Here is an 18,494-nt window from a genome sequence, read left to right as displayed (position 1 = left end):
GACGTTTTTTTTTTTCATTATATTTTAATTCCAGGTGGAAGTAAATCTCTGTAACACACATTTTTTCTAAAGAAAAGCGCAATTTTTGGTAAAATCGGAACAACTTTAAGTTTTCTTTCATAAGCAATTTCCATAATGTTCTTAAGTAAATCATTAATGAATTCATCATTGTCAAAACCATCAAAAACATTTATTCTCGTTAAGAAAATCTTCTTCTCTTGAAATGAATATTCTACAGAAATTAATTTTCCATCAACCAAAGTCTCAAATTGACGTGCAAAGGTGTTGTCCTTAATTTCAATTTTTTCTAAAATTACTGTCGCTTCCATAAATCAAGTAAATAAAAAGGATTATTTTTATGCAAAGTTACTAATAATTAACCAGTTTTAAGTTAAATAATGGCAAAAGTTCATGTTTATTTTATGCCAGGAATGGCAGCAAGTTCAAGTATTTTTGAACGAATTCAATTACCTGCTGAAACTTTTGAAAAGCATTTATTAGAATGGGTTTTACCCAATAAAAATGAGTCATTAAAAGCTTACGCTATGCGAATAGCAAGAAATGTAAAACATGAAAATGTTATTTTAATTGGTGTTTCCTTTGGCGGAATTTTAGTTCAGGAAATGAAGTCATTTGTAAATCCAAAAAAGGTAATTATTATTTCAAGTGTAAAATCAAATGCAGAATTATCAAGAAGCATGAAAATTGCTAAAACTACTAAAGCTTACAAACTAATTCCGACGAAACTGTTTGAAAACATTGAGCTTTTAGCCAAATTTACTTTCGGTTCATCTATTTTAAAGCAAAAAATAAAGCTCTATGAAAAATTTCTTTCCATTCGTGATAAAGTGTATTTAGATTGGGCAATTGAGCAAATAATCAATTGGAATCGAACAGAAATAGACAATGAAATTATTCATATTCATGGCGATGCTGATGAAGTTTTTCCAATAAAACAAATAAAAAAATGTATCCAAGTTAAGGGTGGAACTCATATCATGATCTTAACAAAATACAGATGGCTAAACGAAAATTTGCCTAAAATTATATTAGAAAAGGAGTGATTACTACTTATTTTTTTTAGCTTTACATTATAAAATGAATGATTATGAAAACGAATAGAGCCCTACTATCTACATTCGTAGTAATTTTAGTTTCTGGAATACTAGTTTTTGGAGTTTCCGGAGATAGCAAAGAAAAATTGCTACATGAAGGAACAGCAATGTATTTTCCAACAACTGTTGATTTTGCAGGCGAAACTGCACCATTGCAGATTAATGATGTAAAAGAACGATTAGACCGAGAGTTACTTATCAATGCCAATTTAGATGCAACAACCGCTTTGATTATTAAACGTGCTAACAGAGTTTTTCCAATCATTGAACCGATTTTAGCTAAATATGGTGTGCCTGATGATTTCAAATATTTAGCCGTAATCGAAAGTGGTTTAACAAATGCTGTTTCGGGTTCAGGGGCAAAAGGTGTTTGGCAATTTATGCCAGATACTGCTAAAGAAAAGGGAATGGAAGTTAATGATATTGTTGATGAACGTTATGATTTAGAAAAATCAACTGAAGCGGCTTGTAAATATTTATTGTCAGCAAAAGAAAAATTTGGTTCATGGACATTAGCTGCAGCATCGTATAATGGTGGAATGAGTGGAGTTGGGAAAAAAATAGAAGAACAAAAAGTTGCCAATTACTACGATTTGGCTTTGACTGAAGAAACTTCTCGTTATGTCTTTAGAATTTTGGCATTAAAAGAAATTATGAAAAATCCGGCACAATATGGATTTAGTATTTTTTCAGGTGATTTGTATGCTCAAATCCCTTCTAAAAAAATAGAAGTAGACAGTACTATTAATGATTTAGCTGATTTTGCCAAAACACAAGGTATCAATTATAAAATTTTAAAGATTCATAATCCTTGGTTGCGAGACAAAAAATTAATTAATTCTACCAGAAAAAAATACGAGATTGAAATACCACTTTCGGGCTATTAATTACAGATATGATATTATTTAACATTGTCTCTAGTACTATTTTTCAAAATTTGGATAGGAGACTTTCTTATTAGCAAAAAAAGTAAATACCTTCTAAATTATTTGGGAGGTATTTTTTTGTTTATGACTTTCATTTTTAAATAAATAAGAAAACACAAGCTAATAATTAAGTAATTGACATCGTAAAAAAATAAATTTAAAATGCATAATATCAATTAATTAACTCAATAAAAAATTAATCTGATACTGTAAAAAATTAAATAATGATATTATAAAAATACTTTTCAATTATAAATTTACAGAATTCAAAGCAAAAAGAATTACAAGAAATAATCTAAATAATGGAATTAAACAAACACAGTAAAACCGTAACTCAAGATCCAACTCAACCTGCAGCTCAAGCTATGTTGTACGGTATTGGTTTGAATGACGAACAGTTAGCCCAACCTTTTATTGGAATTGCTTCAATGGGTTATGACGGAAATACGTGTAACATGCACTTAAACCATTTAGCATCTTATATAAAAGTTGAAGTTAATGCCTCTAATATGGTAGGATTAATTTTTAACACAATTGGTATTAGTGATGGTATTACAAACGGAACAGATGGAATGCGCTATTCTCTTGTAAGTCGAGAAATCATAGCAGATAGTATTGAAAGTGTCGTTGCGGGTCATTATTATGATGGTGTAATTGCCATACCTGGTTGTGACAAAAACATGCCAGGTTCTATAATAGCAATGGGAAGGTTAAATCGTCCTTCGATAATGGTTTATGGAGGAACAATTGCTCCAGGAAAATATCAAGGAAAAGACTTGAATATAGTATCGGCTTTCGAGGCTTTGGGTGAAAAAATTGCTGGAAAAATATCCGAAGAAGAATTTAAAGGGATTATTAAAAATTCTTGCCCTGGTGCTGGTGCTTGTGGTGGAATGTACACTGCAAATACTATGGCAATCGCAATAGAAGCTCTCGGAATGAGTTTGCCTTATTCGAGTTCAAATCCCGCTGTAAGTCATGAGAAAATTGAAGAGTGTAAACAAGCAGCTCAATTTATAAAACTATTATTAGAAAAAAATATTTGCCCGAAAGATATTATGACTTTCGAAGCCTTTGAAAATGCAATTACAACTTTAATAGCACTAGGTGGAAGTACAAATGCAGTACTGCATATTATAGCCATGGCAAAAAGTGTGGGTGTAAAAATTACACAAGACGATTTTCAAAGAATAAGTAATACAACACCATTAATAGCTGATTTTAAACCTGGAGGAAATTATTTAATGCAAAACCTTCACGAAAAAGGCGGAGTTCCAATGGTCTTAAAATATTTATTGAGCAAAGGAATGCTTCACGGAAACTGCATCACGGTTACTGGAAAAACATTGGCTGAAAATCTAGAAAATGTAGTTGAAATCGATTTTGAAGATCAGAATATAATTCGTCCTATTGAAAGTCCAATTAAAGAAACGGGTCATCTTCAAATCTTATATGGAAATTTAGCAATCAAAGGTTCCGTAGCAAAAATTACAGGAAAAGAAGGTGAAAAATTTACTGGTCCAGCCAGAGTCTTTGATGGCGAAAAAGAATTAATTCAAGGTATTGAAGACAAAAAAATTAAAGCCGGTGACGTTGTTGTTATTCGATATGTTGGGCCAAAAGGTGGTCCCGGAATGCCGGAAATGCTTAAACCAACTTCTGCCTTAATTGGTGCCGGATTAGGAAAAAGTGTTGCCTTAATTACCGATGGAAGATTTAGTGGAGGCACACATGGTTTTGTTGTTGGACATATAGCACCAGAAGCTTTTGATGGTGGTACAATTGCATTAGTAAATGATGAAGATACTATAGAAATTGACGCAGTAAATAATACAATACATCTTAAAGTGACAGATTCAGAACTAGATGAAAGACGAAAAAAATTAATACTTCCTCCTTTAAAAGTTACTACAGGAGTATTGTATAAGTATGTAAAATTAGTAAAAGACGCTTCTGAAGGTTGTGTTACGGATGAAGATTAAAAAATAAAATTATGAAAACATTAGAACTCGATTCCATCAATAAAACCGAAAAAAAACCTATTTCTACAACGGGAAGCTTAGCAGTAATTGATGCTTTGCTATCTGAAAAAGTAGATACCGTTTTTGGTTATCCTGGTGGCGCCATTATGCCAATTTATGATGCGCTGTTTGATTTTAAAAGCAAACTAAATCATATTTTGGTGCGACACGAACAAGGAGCCATTCATGCCGCTCAAGGGTATGCAAGAGTCAGCGGAAAAACAGGAGTTGTTTTTGCTACTAGCGGACCAGGCGCAACAAACTTGGTTACAGGTTTAGCAGATGCGTTAATAGATTCTACTCCTCTTGTTTGTATAACTGGACAAGTTTTTGCACATTTATTGGGAACCGATGCCTTTCAAGAAACGGATATTATTAATATTACTACTCCAATTACCAAATGGAATTATCAAATTACTGATGCAACTGAAATCCCCGAGATTTTAGCTAAAGCATTTTATATTGCAAAAAGTGGTCGTCCAGGACCGGTTTTAATTGACATTACTAAAAACGCTCAGCTTCAATTGTTTGAATATATTGGCTACAGACCATGCATACATGTTAGGAGTTACAGACCAAATCCAATTGTTAGACCTGAATATATTAAAGAAGCTGCCAAATTAATTAACGAAGCTAAGAAACCATTTGTAATATTTGGTCAAGGTGTCATTTTAGGTAATGCAGAAAAAGAATTCCAAAATTTTATTGAAAAAGGAAATTTACCGGCAGCTTGGACAATCATGGGAATGAGCGCTATTCCAACAGATCACCCGTTAGGTGTCGGAATGTTAGGAATGCACGGTAATTATGGACCAAATTTTTTAACAAACGAATGTGATGTTTTAATTGCTGTCGGAATGCGATTTGACGATCGTGTAACGGGAAGATTGGATAAATATGCCAAACAAGCAAAAGTCATTCATTTAGATATTGATCCAGCCGAAATTGATAAAAATGTACAAACAACAGTATCTATTTGGGGCGATTGTAAAGAAACCTTGCCTTTGCTAACTACTCTAATTGAAAATAAACCACGCCCAGAATGGTTTAAAGAATTTGAAATCAAAAAAGAAAAGGAAACGTCAACACTAATTGAAAAAGAACTTAATCCTACTGAAGGTGGTTTAACCATGGGAGAAGTTATAAATGTACTAAATGAACTAACCAATGGAGATGCTGTAATTGTAACCGATGTAGGGCAGCACCAAATGGTAGCCTGTCGTTATTCTAAACAAAATAAAACTAGAAGTAATATTACTAGTGGCGGATTGGGAACAATGGGATATGCACTTCCTGCAGCTATTGGAGCAAAATTAGGTGCGCCAGAACGACAAGTTGTTGCCATCATGGGTGACGGTGGAGCACAAATGAATCTTCAAGAATTAGGAACAATAATGCAGTTTAAACCCAATGTTAAAATCTTGATTTTAAACAATAGTTTTCTAGGAATGGTTAGACAATGGCAAGAACTTTTCCATGAAAAACGCTATTCATTTACTGACATACAAAGTCCAAATTTTGTTCAAGTGGGTAATGCTTATGGTATTGATGGAAAGCAAATATCTAAACGAGAAGAACTAAGAGAAGGGTTGAAACAAATGTTAGACAACCCAAGTTCGTATCTTTTGGAAGTAGCCGTAGTTCATGAAGACAATGTTTTTCCTATGGTTCCGCAAGGAAAAGGCGTTGCAGAAATAGTATTAAGCAAAGAAGAAATCTAAAGCTACAAAAATGACACAAGAATATACATTAACCGTTTATACCGAAAATCAAGTTGGACTACTCAATAAAATAGCCATCATTTTTTCGAGACGAAAAATAAGTTTAAACAGCTTTAATTCTTCACCAAGTGAAATTGAAAATATCTACCGCTTTACTATTGTTATAAAGGAAACCGAAACGGTAGTAAAAAATATTGCACGTCAATTAGAAAAAAATGTGGAAGTTTTTAAGGTTTTTTACAACACCAATGATGAAATTATCTGGCAACAAATAGCACTCTACAAAGTACCCACATCGGTTATAATGAAAGACGTAAAAGTAGAACGATTGCTCAGAGAATTTGGCGCACGAGCAGTGGTTATTAGAGATGACTATACCGTTTTTGAGACTACAGGTCAAGATGAAGAAGTTAATAATTTATTGACGGAATTATCAAAATATAATTTAATAGAATTTGTAAAAAGTTCTCGAATTGCCATTATTAAATCAAGTGAAGGGGTTCACAAAAAAGTATTGGATATGGAAAAAAATGATCCAACGAAAAAACAAATCAATAACGAATTTTTAAATCATAAGAGTATGATTTTCGAAATGTAGTTTCAATAAAAATGATCATTTCAAAAAATAAATAATATTAAAAACACTAAAATAAAAATACAATGTCAAATTATTTCAACTCACTTCCTCATCGTTTAAAAGTTCAGGAATTAGGAAAATGTGATTTTATGCAAAGCGATGAGTTTTTAAACGGAGTTTCAAAGCTTAAAGGTAAAAAAATAGTAATCATTGGTTGTGGCGCTCAAGGTTTAGCTCAAGGTCAAAACCTACGCGATAGTGGACTTAAAGTCGCTTATGCCTTGCGTCAAGAAGCCATTGATAACAAACGCGCTTCCTATGTTAATGCTACTGAAAACGGATTTGAAGTAGGAACTTTTGAAGAAATTATCCCAACTGCTGATTTGGTTTCCAATTTAGCACCAGACAAGCAACATACGCCAGCAATAAATAAAATTGTGCCTTTGATGAAGAATGGTGCCTGTTTGTCGTATTCTCATGGATTTAATATTGTGGAAGAAGGCATGCAAATACGTAAAGATATAACAGTAGTTATGATTGCACCAAAATCGCCAGCTTCAGAAGTTCGAGCGGAATATTTACGTGGTTTTGGTGTGCCAACTTTAATAGCAGTACATTCGGATAACGATCCAAATGGTGATGGTTTAGAAATTGCAAAAGCGTATTGCGTTGGAACTGGCGGACACAAAGCAGGTGTATTACTTTCATCGTTTGTAGCTGAAGTAAAATCGGATTTGATGGGCGAACAAACCATTCTTTGTGGCTTGTTACAAACAGGATCGATTCTTAGTTTTAACAAAATGATTGAAAAAGGAATCGATGCTTCCTATGCTTCTAAATTGGTACAATACGGTTGGGAAGTAATTACTGAAGCATTGAAAATAGGTGGAATTACAAACATGATGGACCGCCTTTCTAATCCCGCAAAAATCGAAGCTTTTAAATTAGCAGAAGAATTGAAAACAATTATGACGCCTTTGTTTAAAAAACATATGGACGATATTTTATCAGGTGAATTTTCAAAAACTATGATGGAAGATTGGGCCAATGGCGATAAAAATTTATTGACTTGGCGCGAAGCAACAGGACAAACTGATTTTGAAAAAACTGCCGCCGGAACTATGGAAATCTCAGAACAAGAGTATTTTGACAACGCCACTTTAATGGTTGCGTTTGTGAAATCTGGAGTTGAATTGGCCTATGAAACGATGACTTCTGCCGGAATTAAAGATGAATCTGCTTATTATGAATCATTACATGAAACGCCACTCATCGCCAATACAATTGCCAGAAAAAAACTCTTCGAAATGAATCGTGTAATTTCTGATACGGCTGAATATGGTTGCTACTTGTTTGATCATGCTTGCAAACCACTTTTAGCAGATTTCATGAAAAATGTAGATACAAATTTAATTGGGAAAAATTTCAATAACGCAGTAAATGCAGGTGTTGATAATTTTGAACTAGTTAAAACAAATGCGGCAATCCGAAATCATTCCATTGAAATTTGTGGAGCTGAACTTCGTAGTGCAATGACAGCAATGAAAAAAATTGTGGAGTAAGAAATCTTAATTGATGAGTGTAAAATGAATTTGTTTCAAGAAATAGTACAAGCAAAAAAGCAGTTGAATGGCGTAGTTCAAGTTACCCCATTGACTGAAAACCTAAATTTATCAGATGAATTTGATGCTAAAATTCTTTTAAAAAGAGAAGATTTGCAAGTCGTTCGTTCTTATAAAATTCGGGGTGCTTATAACAAAATGAGTTCGCTTTCGGATGCTGAAAAAGCACAAGGAATAGTTTGTGCTAGTGCCGGAAATCATGCTCAAGGCGTTGCTTATTCTTGTAATTTACTTCGAATAAACGGCATTATTTACATGCCAAAAACTACTCCAAAGCAAAAAATTAAACAAGTGCAATTGTTCGGGAAATCATTTGTAGAAATCGTCTTAACGGGAAATACTTTTGATGATGCTTATGCTAAAGGAATAAAAAATGCTAACGAAAACCATAAAGTTTTTATTCACCCTTTTGATGATATAAAAGTTATTGCCGGACAAGGAACTGTAGGTTTAGAAATTTTAGAAGCAGCAAAGGAACCTATTGATTATGTTTTTGTTCCAATAGGCGGTGGCGGATTATCTGCCGGACTTTCAACTGTTTTTGCTGAGTTAAGTCCAAAAACTAAAATTATTGGAGTTGAACCATTAGGCGCACCTGCCATGAAAACTTCTATTGCAAACGGTGAAAACACTTATTTAGAAACTATCGATAAATTTGTTGATGGCGCTGCAGTAAAGCAGGTTGGACAATTAAATTTTGAAATTTGCAAACAAAATCTTGATGACATTGTCTTGGTTCCTGAAGGAAAAGTGTGCACTACCATTTTGCGATTATATAACGAAGAAGCTATGGTAGTTGAACCAGCCGGAGCACTTTCTATAGCAGCATTAGATTTTTATAAAGAAGAAATAAAAGGAAAAAATGTGGTTTGCATTGTCAGTGGAAGCAATAATGATATCGAAAGGACAGAAGAAATAAAAGAACGTTCCCTTTTATACGAAGGATTGAAGCATTATTTTATGATTCAATTTCCGCAGCGTCCCGGAGCTTTGAAGGAGTTTGTAAATAAAATATTAAACAAAGAAGACGACATTACTTTTTTCCAGTTTACCAAAAAAAATAATAGAGAAATCGCACCCGCATTAGTTGGCTTAGAACTCAAAAATAAAGAAGATATTGACGCTATCAAAGAAAGAATGAAAGAGCATGGATTTGAATACCGCTATCTAAATGAAAAAGAAGATTTATACGCTCAACTGATTGGCTAAATCATAAAAAAACGTCCTGAGAATTTCAGGACGTTTTTTATTTCTAAAAGTCTAGCCAGTCTAATAAGTCTATCTTAAATCTTCTTCATTTGCTCTTTCATCATCTTAATCTGATCAGCCAGCATATTTTGTTTATCCAACTTTTTAGCTTCATTTAATAAAGAGGTAGCTTCCAATTTACGTCTTCTTGACATCGCAATTCCAGCTAGATTTAATTTCGCTACAGCCAAATCCATATCCATACTCAAACCCAATTCAATCGCTTTCTTAAAGAACTTCTCCGATTGGTGTAAATTCGTTTGCGACATCATCAAGCCATGAAGATAATTATAATACCCTTGTTGCTTTCTAACCAAAGCCGTTTCCGGATTTTTGATTTTATCCAACCAAACTTTGGCTCCAGGAAAATCTTGTTTTCTCAATTTTAAAAAGGCCAAAAGGATAAATTCGTTTTTGTAGTATAGAAAAATCGGAATAGCCGTTAACAGAATTAAAAATATTCCGTTACCAACATTTCCTTCTGTAAACTGCCAAACAGCTGTTGCCACTAATAAGGCAGCTATAATTAATTTAATAAATCTGTGAAACATAAGTTATAATTTTTGTGCCGCAAAGGTAATAAAATGAATTGAAAATATTTTTATAAAACTACTTGCCAGAAAAAAAAAGGTTTGTATATTTGCACTCGGTTTTGGAAGGGCCAATACAAAAGAGAATAATACACGATTTTAAAGATACAAAGCAATGAGCAAAAGAACGTTTCAACCATCGAAAAGAAAGAGAAGAAATAAACACGGATTTATGGACAGAATGGAATCTGCGAACGGAAGAAAAGTTCTAGCGCGTCGTAGAGCTAAAGGAAGACATAAATTGACTGTTTCTTGTGAACCAAGACACAAAAAATAATGATTAGTAATTAATCAATATCAAGCCGTTACTTTTATTAGTAGCGGCTTTTTTTATATCATGTTCATAAATATTGATAATTTTTAGGAGCTATTTCCCGCTATCCGTTCCAATCTTTTTATTTTTAAAGAAAAATAAAAAGGATTTCCACTGCTATCGGGGCTAGTGCCAAAAGTTCAAAATTCAACATTCTTTAATCGAAGTTCAAACTTCAAAAAAATAATGTTGAACAGATGAACAGATGAACAAGGAATGATGAATTTTGAAATAACACAACAACTAACTACACAACAACAGACAATGCCAAAAGACAATTCAATCAAATCGGTTTTAATCATAGGTTCAGGTCCAATCGTAATCGGGCAGGCATGCGAATTTGATTATGCCGGTTCCCAATCGGCACGCTCCATCCGCGAAGAAGGAATTGAAGTTATCCTAATCAATTCCAATCCGGCAACAATTATGACGGATCCAAGTATGGCGGATCATGTTTACTTATTACCATTAACCACAAAATCAATCATCCAAATCCTAAAAGAGCATCCACAAATTGATGCTGTTTTGCCAACTATGGGAGGACAAACAGCCTTAAACCTTTGTTTAGAAGCGGACGAAAAAGGAATCTGGGAAGATTTTAATGTTAGATTAATCGGCGTTGATGTTAATGCTATTAACGTTACCGAAGACAGGGAAAAATTCAAACAACTATTAGCAAGAATAGGCGTACCAACAGCACCAGCCAAAACAGCAACCTCATTCTTAAAAGGAAAAGAAATTGCACAAGAATTCGGCTTTCCACTAGTAATTCGACCTTCGTTTACGCTTGGTGGAACCGGAGCTGCTTTTGTGCACACCAAAGAAGAATTTGACGAAAAACTAACTTACGGTTTAGAAATGTCACCTATACACGAAGTCTTGATTGACAAAGCATTAATAGGTTGGAAAGAATACGAATTAGAATTACTTCGCGATAAAAACGACAACGTAGTCATTATCTGTTCCATCGAAAATATGGATCCAATGGGAATCCATACAGGAGATTCAATCACGGTTGCACCAGCAATGACGCTATCGGATACCACTTTTCAAAGAATGCGGGATTACGCTATTTTGATGATGCGTTCAATAGGGAATTTTGCTGGTGGTTGTAATGTGCAGTTCGCCGTTTCACCAGACGAGAAAGAAGATATAGTTGCGATAGAAATCAATCCTAGAGTTTCGCGTTCATCGGCATTAGCATCAAAGGCAACGGGTTATCCGATTGCAAAAGTAGCTTCAAAATTAGCTTTAGGATATCATTTAGATGAGTTACCAAATCAAATCACCAAATCAACTTCGGCCTTATTCGAACCGACTTTAGATTACGTAATTGTAAAAATTCCACGTTGGAACTTCGACAAATTTGAAGGTGCTGACAGAACGTTGGGATTGCAAATGAAATCGGTTGGTGAAGTTATGGGAATCGGACGTTCATTCCAAGAAGCATTGCACAAAGCCACACAATCACTAGAAATTAAACGTAACGGATTAGGAGCAGACGGGAAAGGGTATAAGAACTACGAGCAAATCATCGAGAAGTTAACTTTTGCAAGTTGGGACAGAGTGTTTGTGATTTATGATGCCATTGCAATGGGAATTCCATTGAGCAGAATCCACGAAATTACAAAGATTGACATGTGGTTTTTGAAACAATACGAAGAATTATATACGATAGAAAAAGAAATTTCAAAATACAATATCACTAATCTTCCAAAAGAATTATTATTGGAAGCGAAGCAAAAAGGCTACGGAGACAGACAAATTGCGCACATGCTTAAATGTTTGGAAAGCCAAGTTTATAAACTGCGTGACGAGAAGAATATCAAGCGTGTTTACAAATTGGTTGATACTTGTGCGGCCGAATTTAAAGCACTAACGCCTTATTATTATTCGACATTCGAAGCTGAAATTGAAACGGCAAATGGACAACGTTACGTTCATAACGAAAGTATTGTAACTGATAAAAAGAAAGTAGTCGTTTTGGGTTCAGGACCAAACAGAATTGGTCAGGGAATTGAGTTTGATTATTCTTGTGTTCACGGTGTTTTGGCAGCAAAAGAATGCGGTTACGAAACCATCATGATTAACTGTAATCCAGAAACAGTTTCAACCGATTTTGATACGGCTGACAAGTTATATTTTGAGCCCGTATTTTGGGAACATATTTATGATATAATCCGTCATGAAAAACCTGAAGGTGTTATCGTGCAACTTGGTGGACAAACAGCTTTGAAATTGGCGGAGAAATTATCAAAATACGATATAAAAATTCTTGGAACTTCATTTGATGCTTTGGATTTAGCAGAAGACAGAGGTAGATTCTCAGAATTGTTGACCGAGTTAAAGATTCCGTTTCCTCAATTTGGAATTGCTGAAAATGCTGACCAAGCAAGTGCTTTAGCAGATGTGTTGGATTTTCCATTATTGGTTCGTCCTTCTTATGTTTTGGGTGGACAAGGGATGAAGATTGTTATCAACAAACAAGAATTGGAAGAACATGTTATCGATTTGCTGAAAAATATTCCGGGAAATAAATTGCTGTTGGACCATTATTTAGACGGAGCAATTGAAGCTGAAGCGGATGCCATTTGTGATGGTGAAAATGTCTACATCATCGGAATCATGGAACATATAGAGCCTTGCGGAATCCATTCAGGGGATTCTAATGCGACTTTACCACCGTTTAATTTGGGTGAATTTGTGATGCAACAAATTAAAGATCATACCAAAAAAATTGCTTTAGCATTGCGAACTGTAGGGTTGATTAACATTCAGTTTGCCATAAAAGACGACATCGTTTATATAATTGAAGCCAATCCGAGAGCTTCTAGAACCGTGCCTTTTATTGCCAAGGCCTATGGTGAACCGTATGTAAATTATGCTACAAAAGTGATGCTTGGTGTAAATAAGGTAACCGATTTTAAATTCAATCCACAACTGAAAGGTTTTGCCATTAAACAACCTATTTTTTCTTTTAGTAAATTCAAAGATGTTAACAAAGCTCTCGGACCAGAAATGAAATCCACAGGTGAAAGTATTTTGTTTATTGATGATTTGAAGGATGATCAGTTTTATGAATTGTATTCTAGACGTAAGATGTATTTGAGTAAGTAAATAAAAAATCCCAAGCGAGTGTTTGGGATTTTTTATTTTAGTATTATTTTTTTTTCTCTTCCATCAAATCACTCAAGTGTAAACGCAAAGCCGTTACCGAAATACTGATTTCCCAAAAGGAAATTCCCAATGAAATTAGTAAAGTTAGTAAGCTGGCGCCAAAAAGATATATGCCAATTATTTGTTCTTCGAGAAACAAGCAAAACATAGCGAAAACGGATAGGAATAGGCAAAGCACCCCAAAAAGTTGCATGTATCTAATTAGAGATAAACGTAAGTTGAGGTTTTTAATTTGGAGTAAAATACTTTTGGTATGATTCTCATCATAATGTTTCTTTAAGCTTCTAACGATTTGTGCAATAGTTAAAAAACGATTGGTATAAGCTAACAATATCAATGATGTTGCTGAGAAGAGTAGGGCTGGGGTTTCGATGTGGAGTGTCATAATGAAATACGATTTACGAAGTTTGAAGCACGAAGTTCGGGGTTTATATTGTTTGTTGTCGCATTTTTTTATGATTTATTTCAGGCAATTGGCTTCATAATCCTTAACAAGTTCTATTACACCTTCTTCATAATGTACTTTTAGAATATCGTCTTCCACTTTTTTAATTGTTGAAGGACAATCTCCCATTTCCCTTGTGATTACATTTAAAGTGATTCGTCTGCTCAAGCCTTTTCCTTCCATATAAGATGTTTTGCCATTATTTGGCCTTGTGAAAGCGTAAATAAAGTAGTTGCGTGTATTTATTTTTACCAATTTTATTTTGTCAGTATACATCAATATTCCAAATACCTTGTTGTCTATACTTTCATATTGAATTTTTTCACCATCGTAATAGAGCATGAATGATTTTAAGTCACTTGGTAAATACGTTTTTTGTACTCCTTCTTGATTTTCAACAATGAGTTTTTCCTGAAGATTCATCAATAGACTATTCTTAAAAACGAAGCTATTTTTCAATGTTAAGTTTGAAATAGTGTCATTTTGGGTTGTCACAATATAGGCAATCCTTTGCGAATAGGATTGGTTTACCATAAATAAAAATAGGATTGGAAGGAGGGTTTTTTTCATTTTCATTTTTTTGCTAAAATATAAAAAAACCTGCAAGTTTGAACTTACAGGTTTTTTTAACTAGTGACTTTTGGCTACTGCCTAATTACTTTATGAGTTCAAAACTTCTCTTTACAAAAGCTGTCAACTCTTCGCCTTTTAATAATCCTTGAGATATTTTTGCCAAATCCAAAGCTTGTTTTACCAAACTTTCCTGAGCTGATTTGTCAGAAGTATTTAAGATGGTTGTTGCCAAATCTGAATTGGTATTTACAACCAAATTATACATTTCAGGGAAATTACCCATTCCGAACATTCCGCCGCCTCCGGATTGACTCATTTCTTTCATTCTTCGCATGAATTCAGGTTGCGTTATGATGAATGGTGCTGCTGTGCTGTCCATTGGTTCTAATTGAACCGAGTAATTTGCTTTTGGTACAATTTCTTCTAAAACCGTTTTCAATTGTTTCGACTCATCTTCTGATAATTTAGAAATCTGAGTGTCTTCTTTTTGAATTAGTTTGTCAATATGGTCAGAATCTACACGAACAAAAGTCAGGTTTTCATTATCGCTTTCTAGTTTTTGGATTAAATGCGAAACGATTGGAGAATCTAACAACAATACTTTATATCCTTTTTCTTTAGCGATTTCGATATAACCGTGTTGTGCATCTTTATTGGAAGCATATAAAACTACCAATTTTCCGTTTTTGTCAGTTTGGTTTTCAGTAATGGCCTCTTTCAGTTCTGCCAAAGTGTAATATTTATCATCAACACTTGGATACAAAATAAAATCTCCTGATTTTTCATAGAATTTTGGCTCAGAAAGCATTCCGTATTCCAATACAATTTTGATATCGTTCCATTTTTGCTCGAAATCTTCACGGTTTTCAGTGAATAATGATTTCAATTTATCAGCTACTTTTCTTGTGATGTAATTCGATATTTTTTTCACATTACTATCTGCTTGCAATCCAGAACGAGAAACGTTCAAAGGAATATCTGGCGAGTCAATCACACCTTTTAGCATACCTAAAAATTCAGGTACAATTCCTTCAACGTTATCAGTAACGAAGACTTGGTTTTGATACATTTGGATTTTGTCTTTTTGCAATTGCAAATCGGCAGACATTTTTGGGAAATATAAAATTCCTGTCAGGTTAAAAGGATAATCTACATTTAAATGAATGTTGAATAACGGATCTTCAAACTGCATAGGATACAATTCGCGGTAAAAGTCTTTATAATCTTCATCAGTTAAGTCAACTGGTTGTTTGGTCCATGCCGGATTTGGATTGTTGATGATGTTATCAACTTCCACTTCAGTGAAAATAGTGTCTTTGTCTTCTTCGGCAACCGATTCTCCTTTTTTCTGTTCGATTTTTTCTTTTCTGGTTCCGAATTTAATTGGAATCGGCATGAACTTGTTATACTTAGTCAACAATTCACGTATTTTGAATTCTTCTAAAAATTCTAAAGAATCTTCTGCAATGTGTAGTATGATTTCGGTTCCTCTTTCGGTTTTGTCAGATGCAACTAAAGTAAATTCTGGACTTCCGTCACATGTCCAATGAGCAGCTGGTTCGTCTTTGTAAGATTTGGTGATAATTTCCACTTTAGAAGCTACCATAAAGGCTGAGTAAAATCCGAGTCCAAAGTGACCGATGATTCCTGAATCTTTAGCAGAGTCTTTATATTTTTCTAGAAACTCTTCTGCTCCGGAGAAAGCAATTTGGTTGATGTATTTTTCCACTTCTTCGGCAGTCATTCCCAAACCTTGATCGATTAGGTGTAGTTTTTTGCCTTCTTTGTCAATTTTAACTTCGATAATCGGATTGCCATATTCGACTTTGGCTTCACCAATACTGGTTAAATGTTTTAATTTCAATGTTGCATCAGTTGCATTTGAGACCAATTCACGCAAGAAAATTTCGTGGTCATTGTATAAAAACTTCTTGATTAACGGAAAGATGTTTTCTACGGATACATTAATTTTTCCTGTTGTCATGTTTTGTTATTTTTTGGTTAAACAATTTTAATCCTGCTACTCAAAACTAGTACCAATTATATTTGTTATGACAAATTGACGCACTATAAGTCTACTTTAATTTTGAAACAATTCTACAGTATTATGTAAATTCCAAATTAAAAATCGGCGTATATTTGCACTATTAATTATAAATTACAATAAGAATGAAAAAAATTATTTTAATAAGTTTACTATCAGTTTTGATTTTATCTTGTAAATCAAATTCGGCTACAAGCACAAAGTTAGATTCAAAATCTCAAGTTGCAATCAAAGGGAATTGGCAAATAGTTTCAGTTAATTATCCTGGTTCGGATGTAATCAAGGTAACATCTTTTGATTTGGCTGACTCAAAATGTTTTATTGGGAGCACATGGAAATTTATTTCTAATAACAACAAAGGTAATTTGGCTTTGACAAGTCCAAAATGTACAGCTTACAGTACACCAATTACTTGGTTTATTAACAAAGAAGGTCAGTTTGTTTTGAAAATATTAGATGAGTCAAAAGCAAAAACTATTAAATCAGGTTATGTTTTAGGAGTTGCTAATCAAACCGAAAATTCTTTTCAGCTTATTGACAAGATTAATGTAGCTGGAAAATTAACGGATGTAGTATACCAATTTGAACGATTAAATTAAAAATATGAAAAATACAAGTACAATTTTAGTAGCGATTTTACTATTGTTATCAACTATTTTCACAAGTTGTGAGGCAGTAAAGAATACAAATAAAACGCAACGTGGAGCAGCGATTGGTGCTGTTGGTGGAGCAGTTTTAGGTGGAATTTTAGGGAATAATATAGGTAAAGGCGGAAATGGTGCTCTTGGTGCTGTTTTAGGAGGAGTTATTGGAGGTGTAGCTGGAGGTGTGATTGGAAATAAAATGGACAAACAAGCCCGAGAAATTCAAACTGCTTTGCCTGGTGCCCAAGTAGAAAGAGTAGGAGAAGGGATTAAATTGGTTCTAGGTGAAAATTCGGTTCGTTTTGATACTAATAAATCAACTTTGACACCAACTGCAAAGAATAATTTGGATAAATTAATTCCAGTGTTTAATCAATATCCGGATACTAATATTCAAATTTATGGTTATACAGATAGTACAGGTTCGGCAGAATATAATTTAAAATTATCTGATCAAAGAGCAGCTTCTGTTAAATCATATTTAGCTGGAAAAGGTTTGTCAGCATCTAGATTTGTTACTACAGGTTTAGGTATTGCTGATCCAGTAGCAACTAATGATTCTCCTGAAGGAAGAAGTCAAAACCGTCGTGTTGAGTTTGCGATTACAGCGAACGAGAAAATGGTACAAGACGCTCAAAAAGAAGCAGGGAAATAATTTTTTCCTTATTCTTAAATACAAAAAAGCTGCTTTAAAAAAGGCAGCTTTTTTTATCCCTTATAATTTAACAAAACTTTTTGTTTAGTTATTATTCTAAATTGTTAAACAAAACGTATCTTTGTCAAGTACATTTAAAATCAATATCATGGCTACAGCAAAACAAGTAAAGACAAAGAAGGAGTTAATAGATGATATTCAAATTATATCATTATTTATGAATGATGTATTAGAACATAATGAAGAGCCAAAAAATGTTTATTCCTTTTGCAAGAAGCATAGTATTCAGGAAAGTGATTTTTATTCTTTTTTCGGTTCTTTTGATTCACTTAAACAATGCATCTGGATAAAGTTTTTTGAAAATGCAGTAGCTTCAATTGAAAAGGAAGAAGCTTTTGATAAGTATTCTGATAAAAATAAGTTGCTAACGTTATATTTTACGTTGTTTGAAATATTGACTTTGAATAGAAGTTATGTTTTGTTCACATTGAAAGAAAACAAAGAAGGATTGAAGAATTTGAAAAGCCTGAAAGGTTTTAGAACTCATTTTAAAGAATTTATAACATCGATAATTCATTCCGATTCATCAAATAAAAATGAAAAAATTACTAAAGTAACAGAACCGGTTTTTTCAGAAGGCGCTTGGTTACAGTTTTTGTTTTTGTTAAAGTTTTGGATGGATGATACATCTATAGGCTTTGAGAAGACTGATATTTTAATAGAGAAATCAGTTAACACTGTTGTCGATTTATTAGACACTAAACCTTTAGAAAGTTTGTTTGATTTGGGAAAATTTCTTTGGAAAGAAAAAATACAATAATTG

At 33.5% G+C, this 18,494-nt stretch carries 17 protein-coding genes; 12 read left to right on the top strand and 5 right to left on the bottom strand.

All coding sequences use genetic code 11. The annotated features are described in order from the left end of the window. Window positions 1–17 precede the first annotated feature (17 nt). Window positions 18–329: a GNAT family N-acetyltransferase gene (locus QWY90_RS11315; protein WP_290286039.1), complete on the bottom strand. Its 312-nt coding sequence runs from the start codon at window positions 327–329 to the stop codon at window positions 18–20. 69 nt (window positions 330–398) lie between these two features. Between QWY90_RS11315 and QWY90_RS11310 the strand changes: the two genes are divergently transcribed. The 7 genes from QWY90_RS11310 to ilvA all read left to right on the top strand — a co-directional run bounded on the left by QWY90_RS11310 (window position 399) and on the right by ilvA (window position 9,191). Beyond that, window positions 399–1,064, top strand: a complete 666-nt coding sequence (locus QWY90_RS11310) for an alpha/beta hydrolase (protein WP_290286038.1) — start codon at window positions 399–401, stop codon at window positions 1,062–1,064. A 44-nt stretch (window positions 1,065–1,108) separates the two neighbouring features. Beyond that, entirely contained in the window at window positions 1,109–2,002 is an 894-nt protein-coding gene (locus QWY90_RS11305) for a lytic transglycosylase domain-containing protein (protein WP_290286037.1), read from the top strand. 341 nt (window positions 2,003–2,343) lie between these two features. Continuing rightward, window positions 2,344–4,023 carry a dihydroxy-acid dehydratase gene (gene ilvD / locus QWY90_RS11300; protein ID WP_290286036.1) on the top strand — a complete coding sequence of 560 codons (1,680 nt, stop codon included), beginning with the start codon at window positions 2,344–2,346 and terminating at the stop codon, window positions 4,021–4,023. Window positions 4,024–4,034: 11 nt separating this feature from the next. Next, the gene (ilvB, locus tag QWY90_RS11295; protein ID WP_290286035.1) at window positions 4,035–5,783 is read left to right on the top strand and encodes a biosynthetic-type acetolactate synthase large subunit; all 1,749 of its coding nucleotides are present in this window, start codon (window positions 4,035–4,037) and stop codon (window positions 5,781–5,783) included. A 10-nt stretch (window positions 5,784–5,793) separates the two neighbouring features. Further along, window positions 5,794–6,381 (top strand): acetolactate synthase small subunit, encoded by a 588-nt coding sequence (gene ilvN, locus QWY90_RS11290; protein ID WP_290286034.1) that lies wholly within the window; start codon window positions 5,794–5,796, stop codon window positions 6,379–6,381. Between the two features lie 62 nt (window positions 6,382–6,443). Next, entirely contained in the window at window positions 6,444–7,922 is a 1,479-nt protein-coding gene (gene ilvC / locus QWY90_RS11285) for a ketol-acid reductoisomerase (RefSeq protein WP_290286033.1), read from the top strand. Between the two features lie 24 nt (window positions 7,923–7,946). Continuing rightward, window positions 7,947–9,191: a threonine ammonia-lyase IlvA gene (gene ilvA / locus QWY90_RS11280; RefSeq protein WP_290286032.1), complete on the top strand. Its 1,245-nt coding sequence runs from the start codon at window positions 7,947–7,949 to the stop codon at window positions 9,189–9,191. Window positions 9,192–9,265: 74 nt separating this feature from the next. Here ilvA and QWY90_RS11275 read toward each other — a convergent pair whose 3' ends face one another. Further along, window positions 9,266–9,781 (bottom strand): DUF2892 domain-containing protein, encoded by a 516-nt coding sequence (locus QWY90_RS11275; protein ID WP_290286031.1) that lies wholly within the window; start codon window positions 9,779–9,781, stop codon window positions 9,266–9,268. 154 nt (window positions 9,782–9,935) lie between these two features. On the opposite strand from QWY90_RS11275, the gene rpmH reads away from it, so the two are divergent. Both rpmH and carB read left to right on the top strand, forming a co-directional pair. Then, window positions 9,936–10,097 carry a 50S ribosomal protein L34 gene (rpmH, locus tag QWY90_RS11270; RefSeq protein WP_022828464.1) on the top strand — a complete coding sequence of 54 codons (162 nt, stop codon included), beginning with the start codon at window positions 9,936–9,938 and terminating at the stop codon, window positions 10,095–10,097. Between the two features lie 300 nt (window positions 10,098–10,397). Beyond that, a complete protein-coding gene (gene carB / locus QWY90_RS11265) occupies window positions 10,398–13,250 on the top strand; it encodes a carbamoyl-phosphate synthase large subunit (RefSeq protein WP_290286971.1) in 2,853 nt (950 codons plus the stop codon). A 43-nt stretch (window positions 13,251–13,293) separates the two neighbouring features. Here the strand turns inward: carB and QWY90_RS11260 are convergent, their stop codons facing one another. The 3 genes from QWY90_RS11260 to htpG all read right to left on the bottom strand — a co-directional run bounded on the left by QWY90_RS11260 (window position 13,294) and on the right by htpG (window position 16,312). Further along, on the bottom strand, window positions 13,294–13,695 hold the full coding sequence (locus tag QWY90_RS11260; RefSeq protein ID WP_290286030.1) for a DUF2721 domain-containing protein: 402 nt from the start codon (window positions 13,693–13,695) through the stop codon (window positions 13,294–13,296). 75 nt (window positions 13,696–13,770) lie between these two features. Beyond that, window positions 13,771–14,325 (bottom strand): hypothetical protein, encoded by a 555-nt coding sequence (locus QWY90_RS11255; RefSeq protein ID WP_290286029.1) that lies wholly within the window; start codon window positions 14,323–14,325, stop codon window positions 13,771–13,773. Window positions 14,326–14,410: 85 nt separating this feature from the next. After that, window positions 14,411–16,312 carry a molecular chaperone HtpG gene (gene htpG / locus QWY90_RS11250; RefSeq protein ID WP_290286028.1) on the bottom strand — a complete coding sequence of 634 codons (1,902 nt, stop codon included), beginning with the start codon at window positions 16,310–16,312 and terminating at the stop codon, window positions 14,411–14,413. A gap of 185 nt (window positions 16,313–16,497) precedes the next feature. On the opposite strand from htpG, the gene QWY90_RS11245 reads away from it, so the two are divergent. From QWY90_RS11245 to QWY90_RS11235, 3 genes are all read left to right on the top strand, one after another. After that, window positions 16,498–16,971, top strand: coding sequence for a lipocalin family protein (locus QWY90_RS11245; protein ID WP_290286027.1), 474 nt, complete (start codon window positions 16,498–16,500; stop codon window positions 16,969–16,971). Window positions 16,972–16,975: 4 nt separating this feature from the next. Next, complete coding sequence (locus QWY90_RS11240) at window positions 16,976–17,671, top strand: YiaD family glycine zipper/OmpA-like lipoprotein (protein ID WP_290286026.1); 696 nt, start codon at window positions 16,976–16,978, stop codon at window positions 17,669–17,671. Between the two features lie 148 nt (window positions 17,672–17,819). Further along, window positions 17,820–18,491: a TetR family transcriptional regulator C-terminal domain-containing protein gene (locus tag QWY90_RS11235; protein ID WP_290286025.1), complete on the top strand. Its 672-nt coding sequence runs from the start codon at window positions 17,820–17,822 to the stop codon at window positions 18,489–18,491. Window positions 18,492–18,494 lie beyond the last annotated feature (3 nt).

This window comes from Flavobacterium paronense (assembly GCF_030409795.1).
Taxonomy (GTDB): Bacteria; Bacteroidota; Bacteroidia; order Flavobacteriales; family Flavobacteriaceae; genus Flavobacterium; species Flavobacterium paronense.
Note: the sequence above shows the minus strand (reverse complement) of the source record. Positions and strands in the feature narration are given on the sequence as shown.

Excerpts from the sequence above, each read along its gene's own strand:
- QWY90_RS11275 (WP_290286031.1), bottom strand. The coding sequence starts at position 9,781 with ATGTTTCACAGATTTATTAAATTAATTATAGCTGCCTTATTAGTGGCA.
- QWY90_RS11240 (WP_290286026.1), top strand. The coding sequence starts at position 16,976 with ATGAAAAATACAAGTACAATTTTAGTAGCGATTTTACTATTGTTATCA.
- ilvB (WP_290286035.1), top strand. The coding sequence starts at position 4,035 with ATGAAAACATTAGAACTCGATTCCATCAATAAAACCGAAAAAAAACCT.
- QWY90_RS11245 (WP_290286027.1), top strand. The coding sequence starts at position 16,498 with ATGAAAAAAATTATTTTAATAAGTTTACTATCAGTTTTGATTTTATCT.
- ilvC (WP_290286033.1), top strand. The coding sequence starts at position 6,444 with ATGTCAAATTATTTCAACTCACTTCCTCATCGTTTAAAAGTTCAGGAA.
- ilvA (WP_290286032.1), top strand. The coding sequence starts at position 7,947 with ATGAATTTGTTTCAAGAAATAGTACAAGCAAAAAAGCAGTTGAATGGC.
- QWY90_RS11310 (WP_290286038.1), top strand. The coding sequence starts at position 399 with ATGGCAAAAGTTCATGTTTATTTTATGCCAGGAATGGCAGCAAGTTCA.
- QWY90_RS11315 (WP_290286039.1), bottom strand. The coding sequence starts at position 329 with ATGGAAGCGACAGTAATTTTAGAAAAAATTGAAATTAAGGACAACACC.
- htpG (WP_290286028.1), bottom strand. The coding sequence starts at position 16,312 with ATGACAACAGGAAAAATTAATGTATCCGTAGAAAACATCTTTCCGTTA.
- QWY90_RS11260 (WP_290286030.1), bottom strand. The coding sequence starts at position 13,695 with ATGACACTCCACATCGAAACCCCAGCCCTACTCTTCTCAGCAACATCA.
- QWY90_RS11255 (WP_290286029.1), bottom strand. The coding sequence starts at position 14,325 with ATGAAAAAAACCCTCCTTCCAATCCTATTTTTATTTATGGTAAACCAA.
- carB (WP_290286971.1), top strand. The coding sequence starts at position 10,398 with ATGCCAAAAGACAATTCAATCAAATCGGTTTTAATCATAGGTTCAGGT.
- ilvN (WP_290286034.1), top strand. The coding sequence starts at position 5,794 with ATGACACAAGAATATACATTAACCGTTTATACCGAAAATCAAGTTGGA.
- QWY90_RS11305 (WP_290286037.1), top strand. The coding sequence starts at position 1,109 with ATGAAAACGAATAGAGCCCTACTATCTACATTCGTAGTAATTTTAGTT.
- ilvD (WP_290286036.1), top strand. The coding sequence starts at position 2,344 with ATGGAATTAAACAAACACAGTAAAACCGTAACTCAAGATCCAACTCAA.
- rpmH (WP_022828464.1), top strand. The coding sequence starts at position 9,936 with ATGAGCAAAAGAACGTTTCAACCATCGAAAAGAAAGAGAAGAAATAAA.
- QWY90_RS11235 (WP_290286025.1), top strand. The coding sequence starts at position 17,820 with ATGGCTACAGCAAAACAAGTAAAGACAAAGAAGGAGTTAATAGATGAT.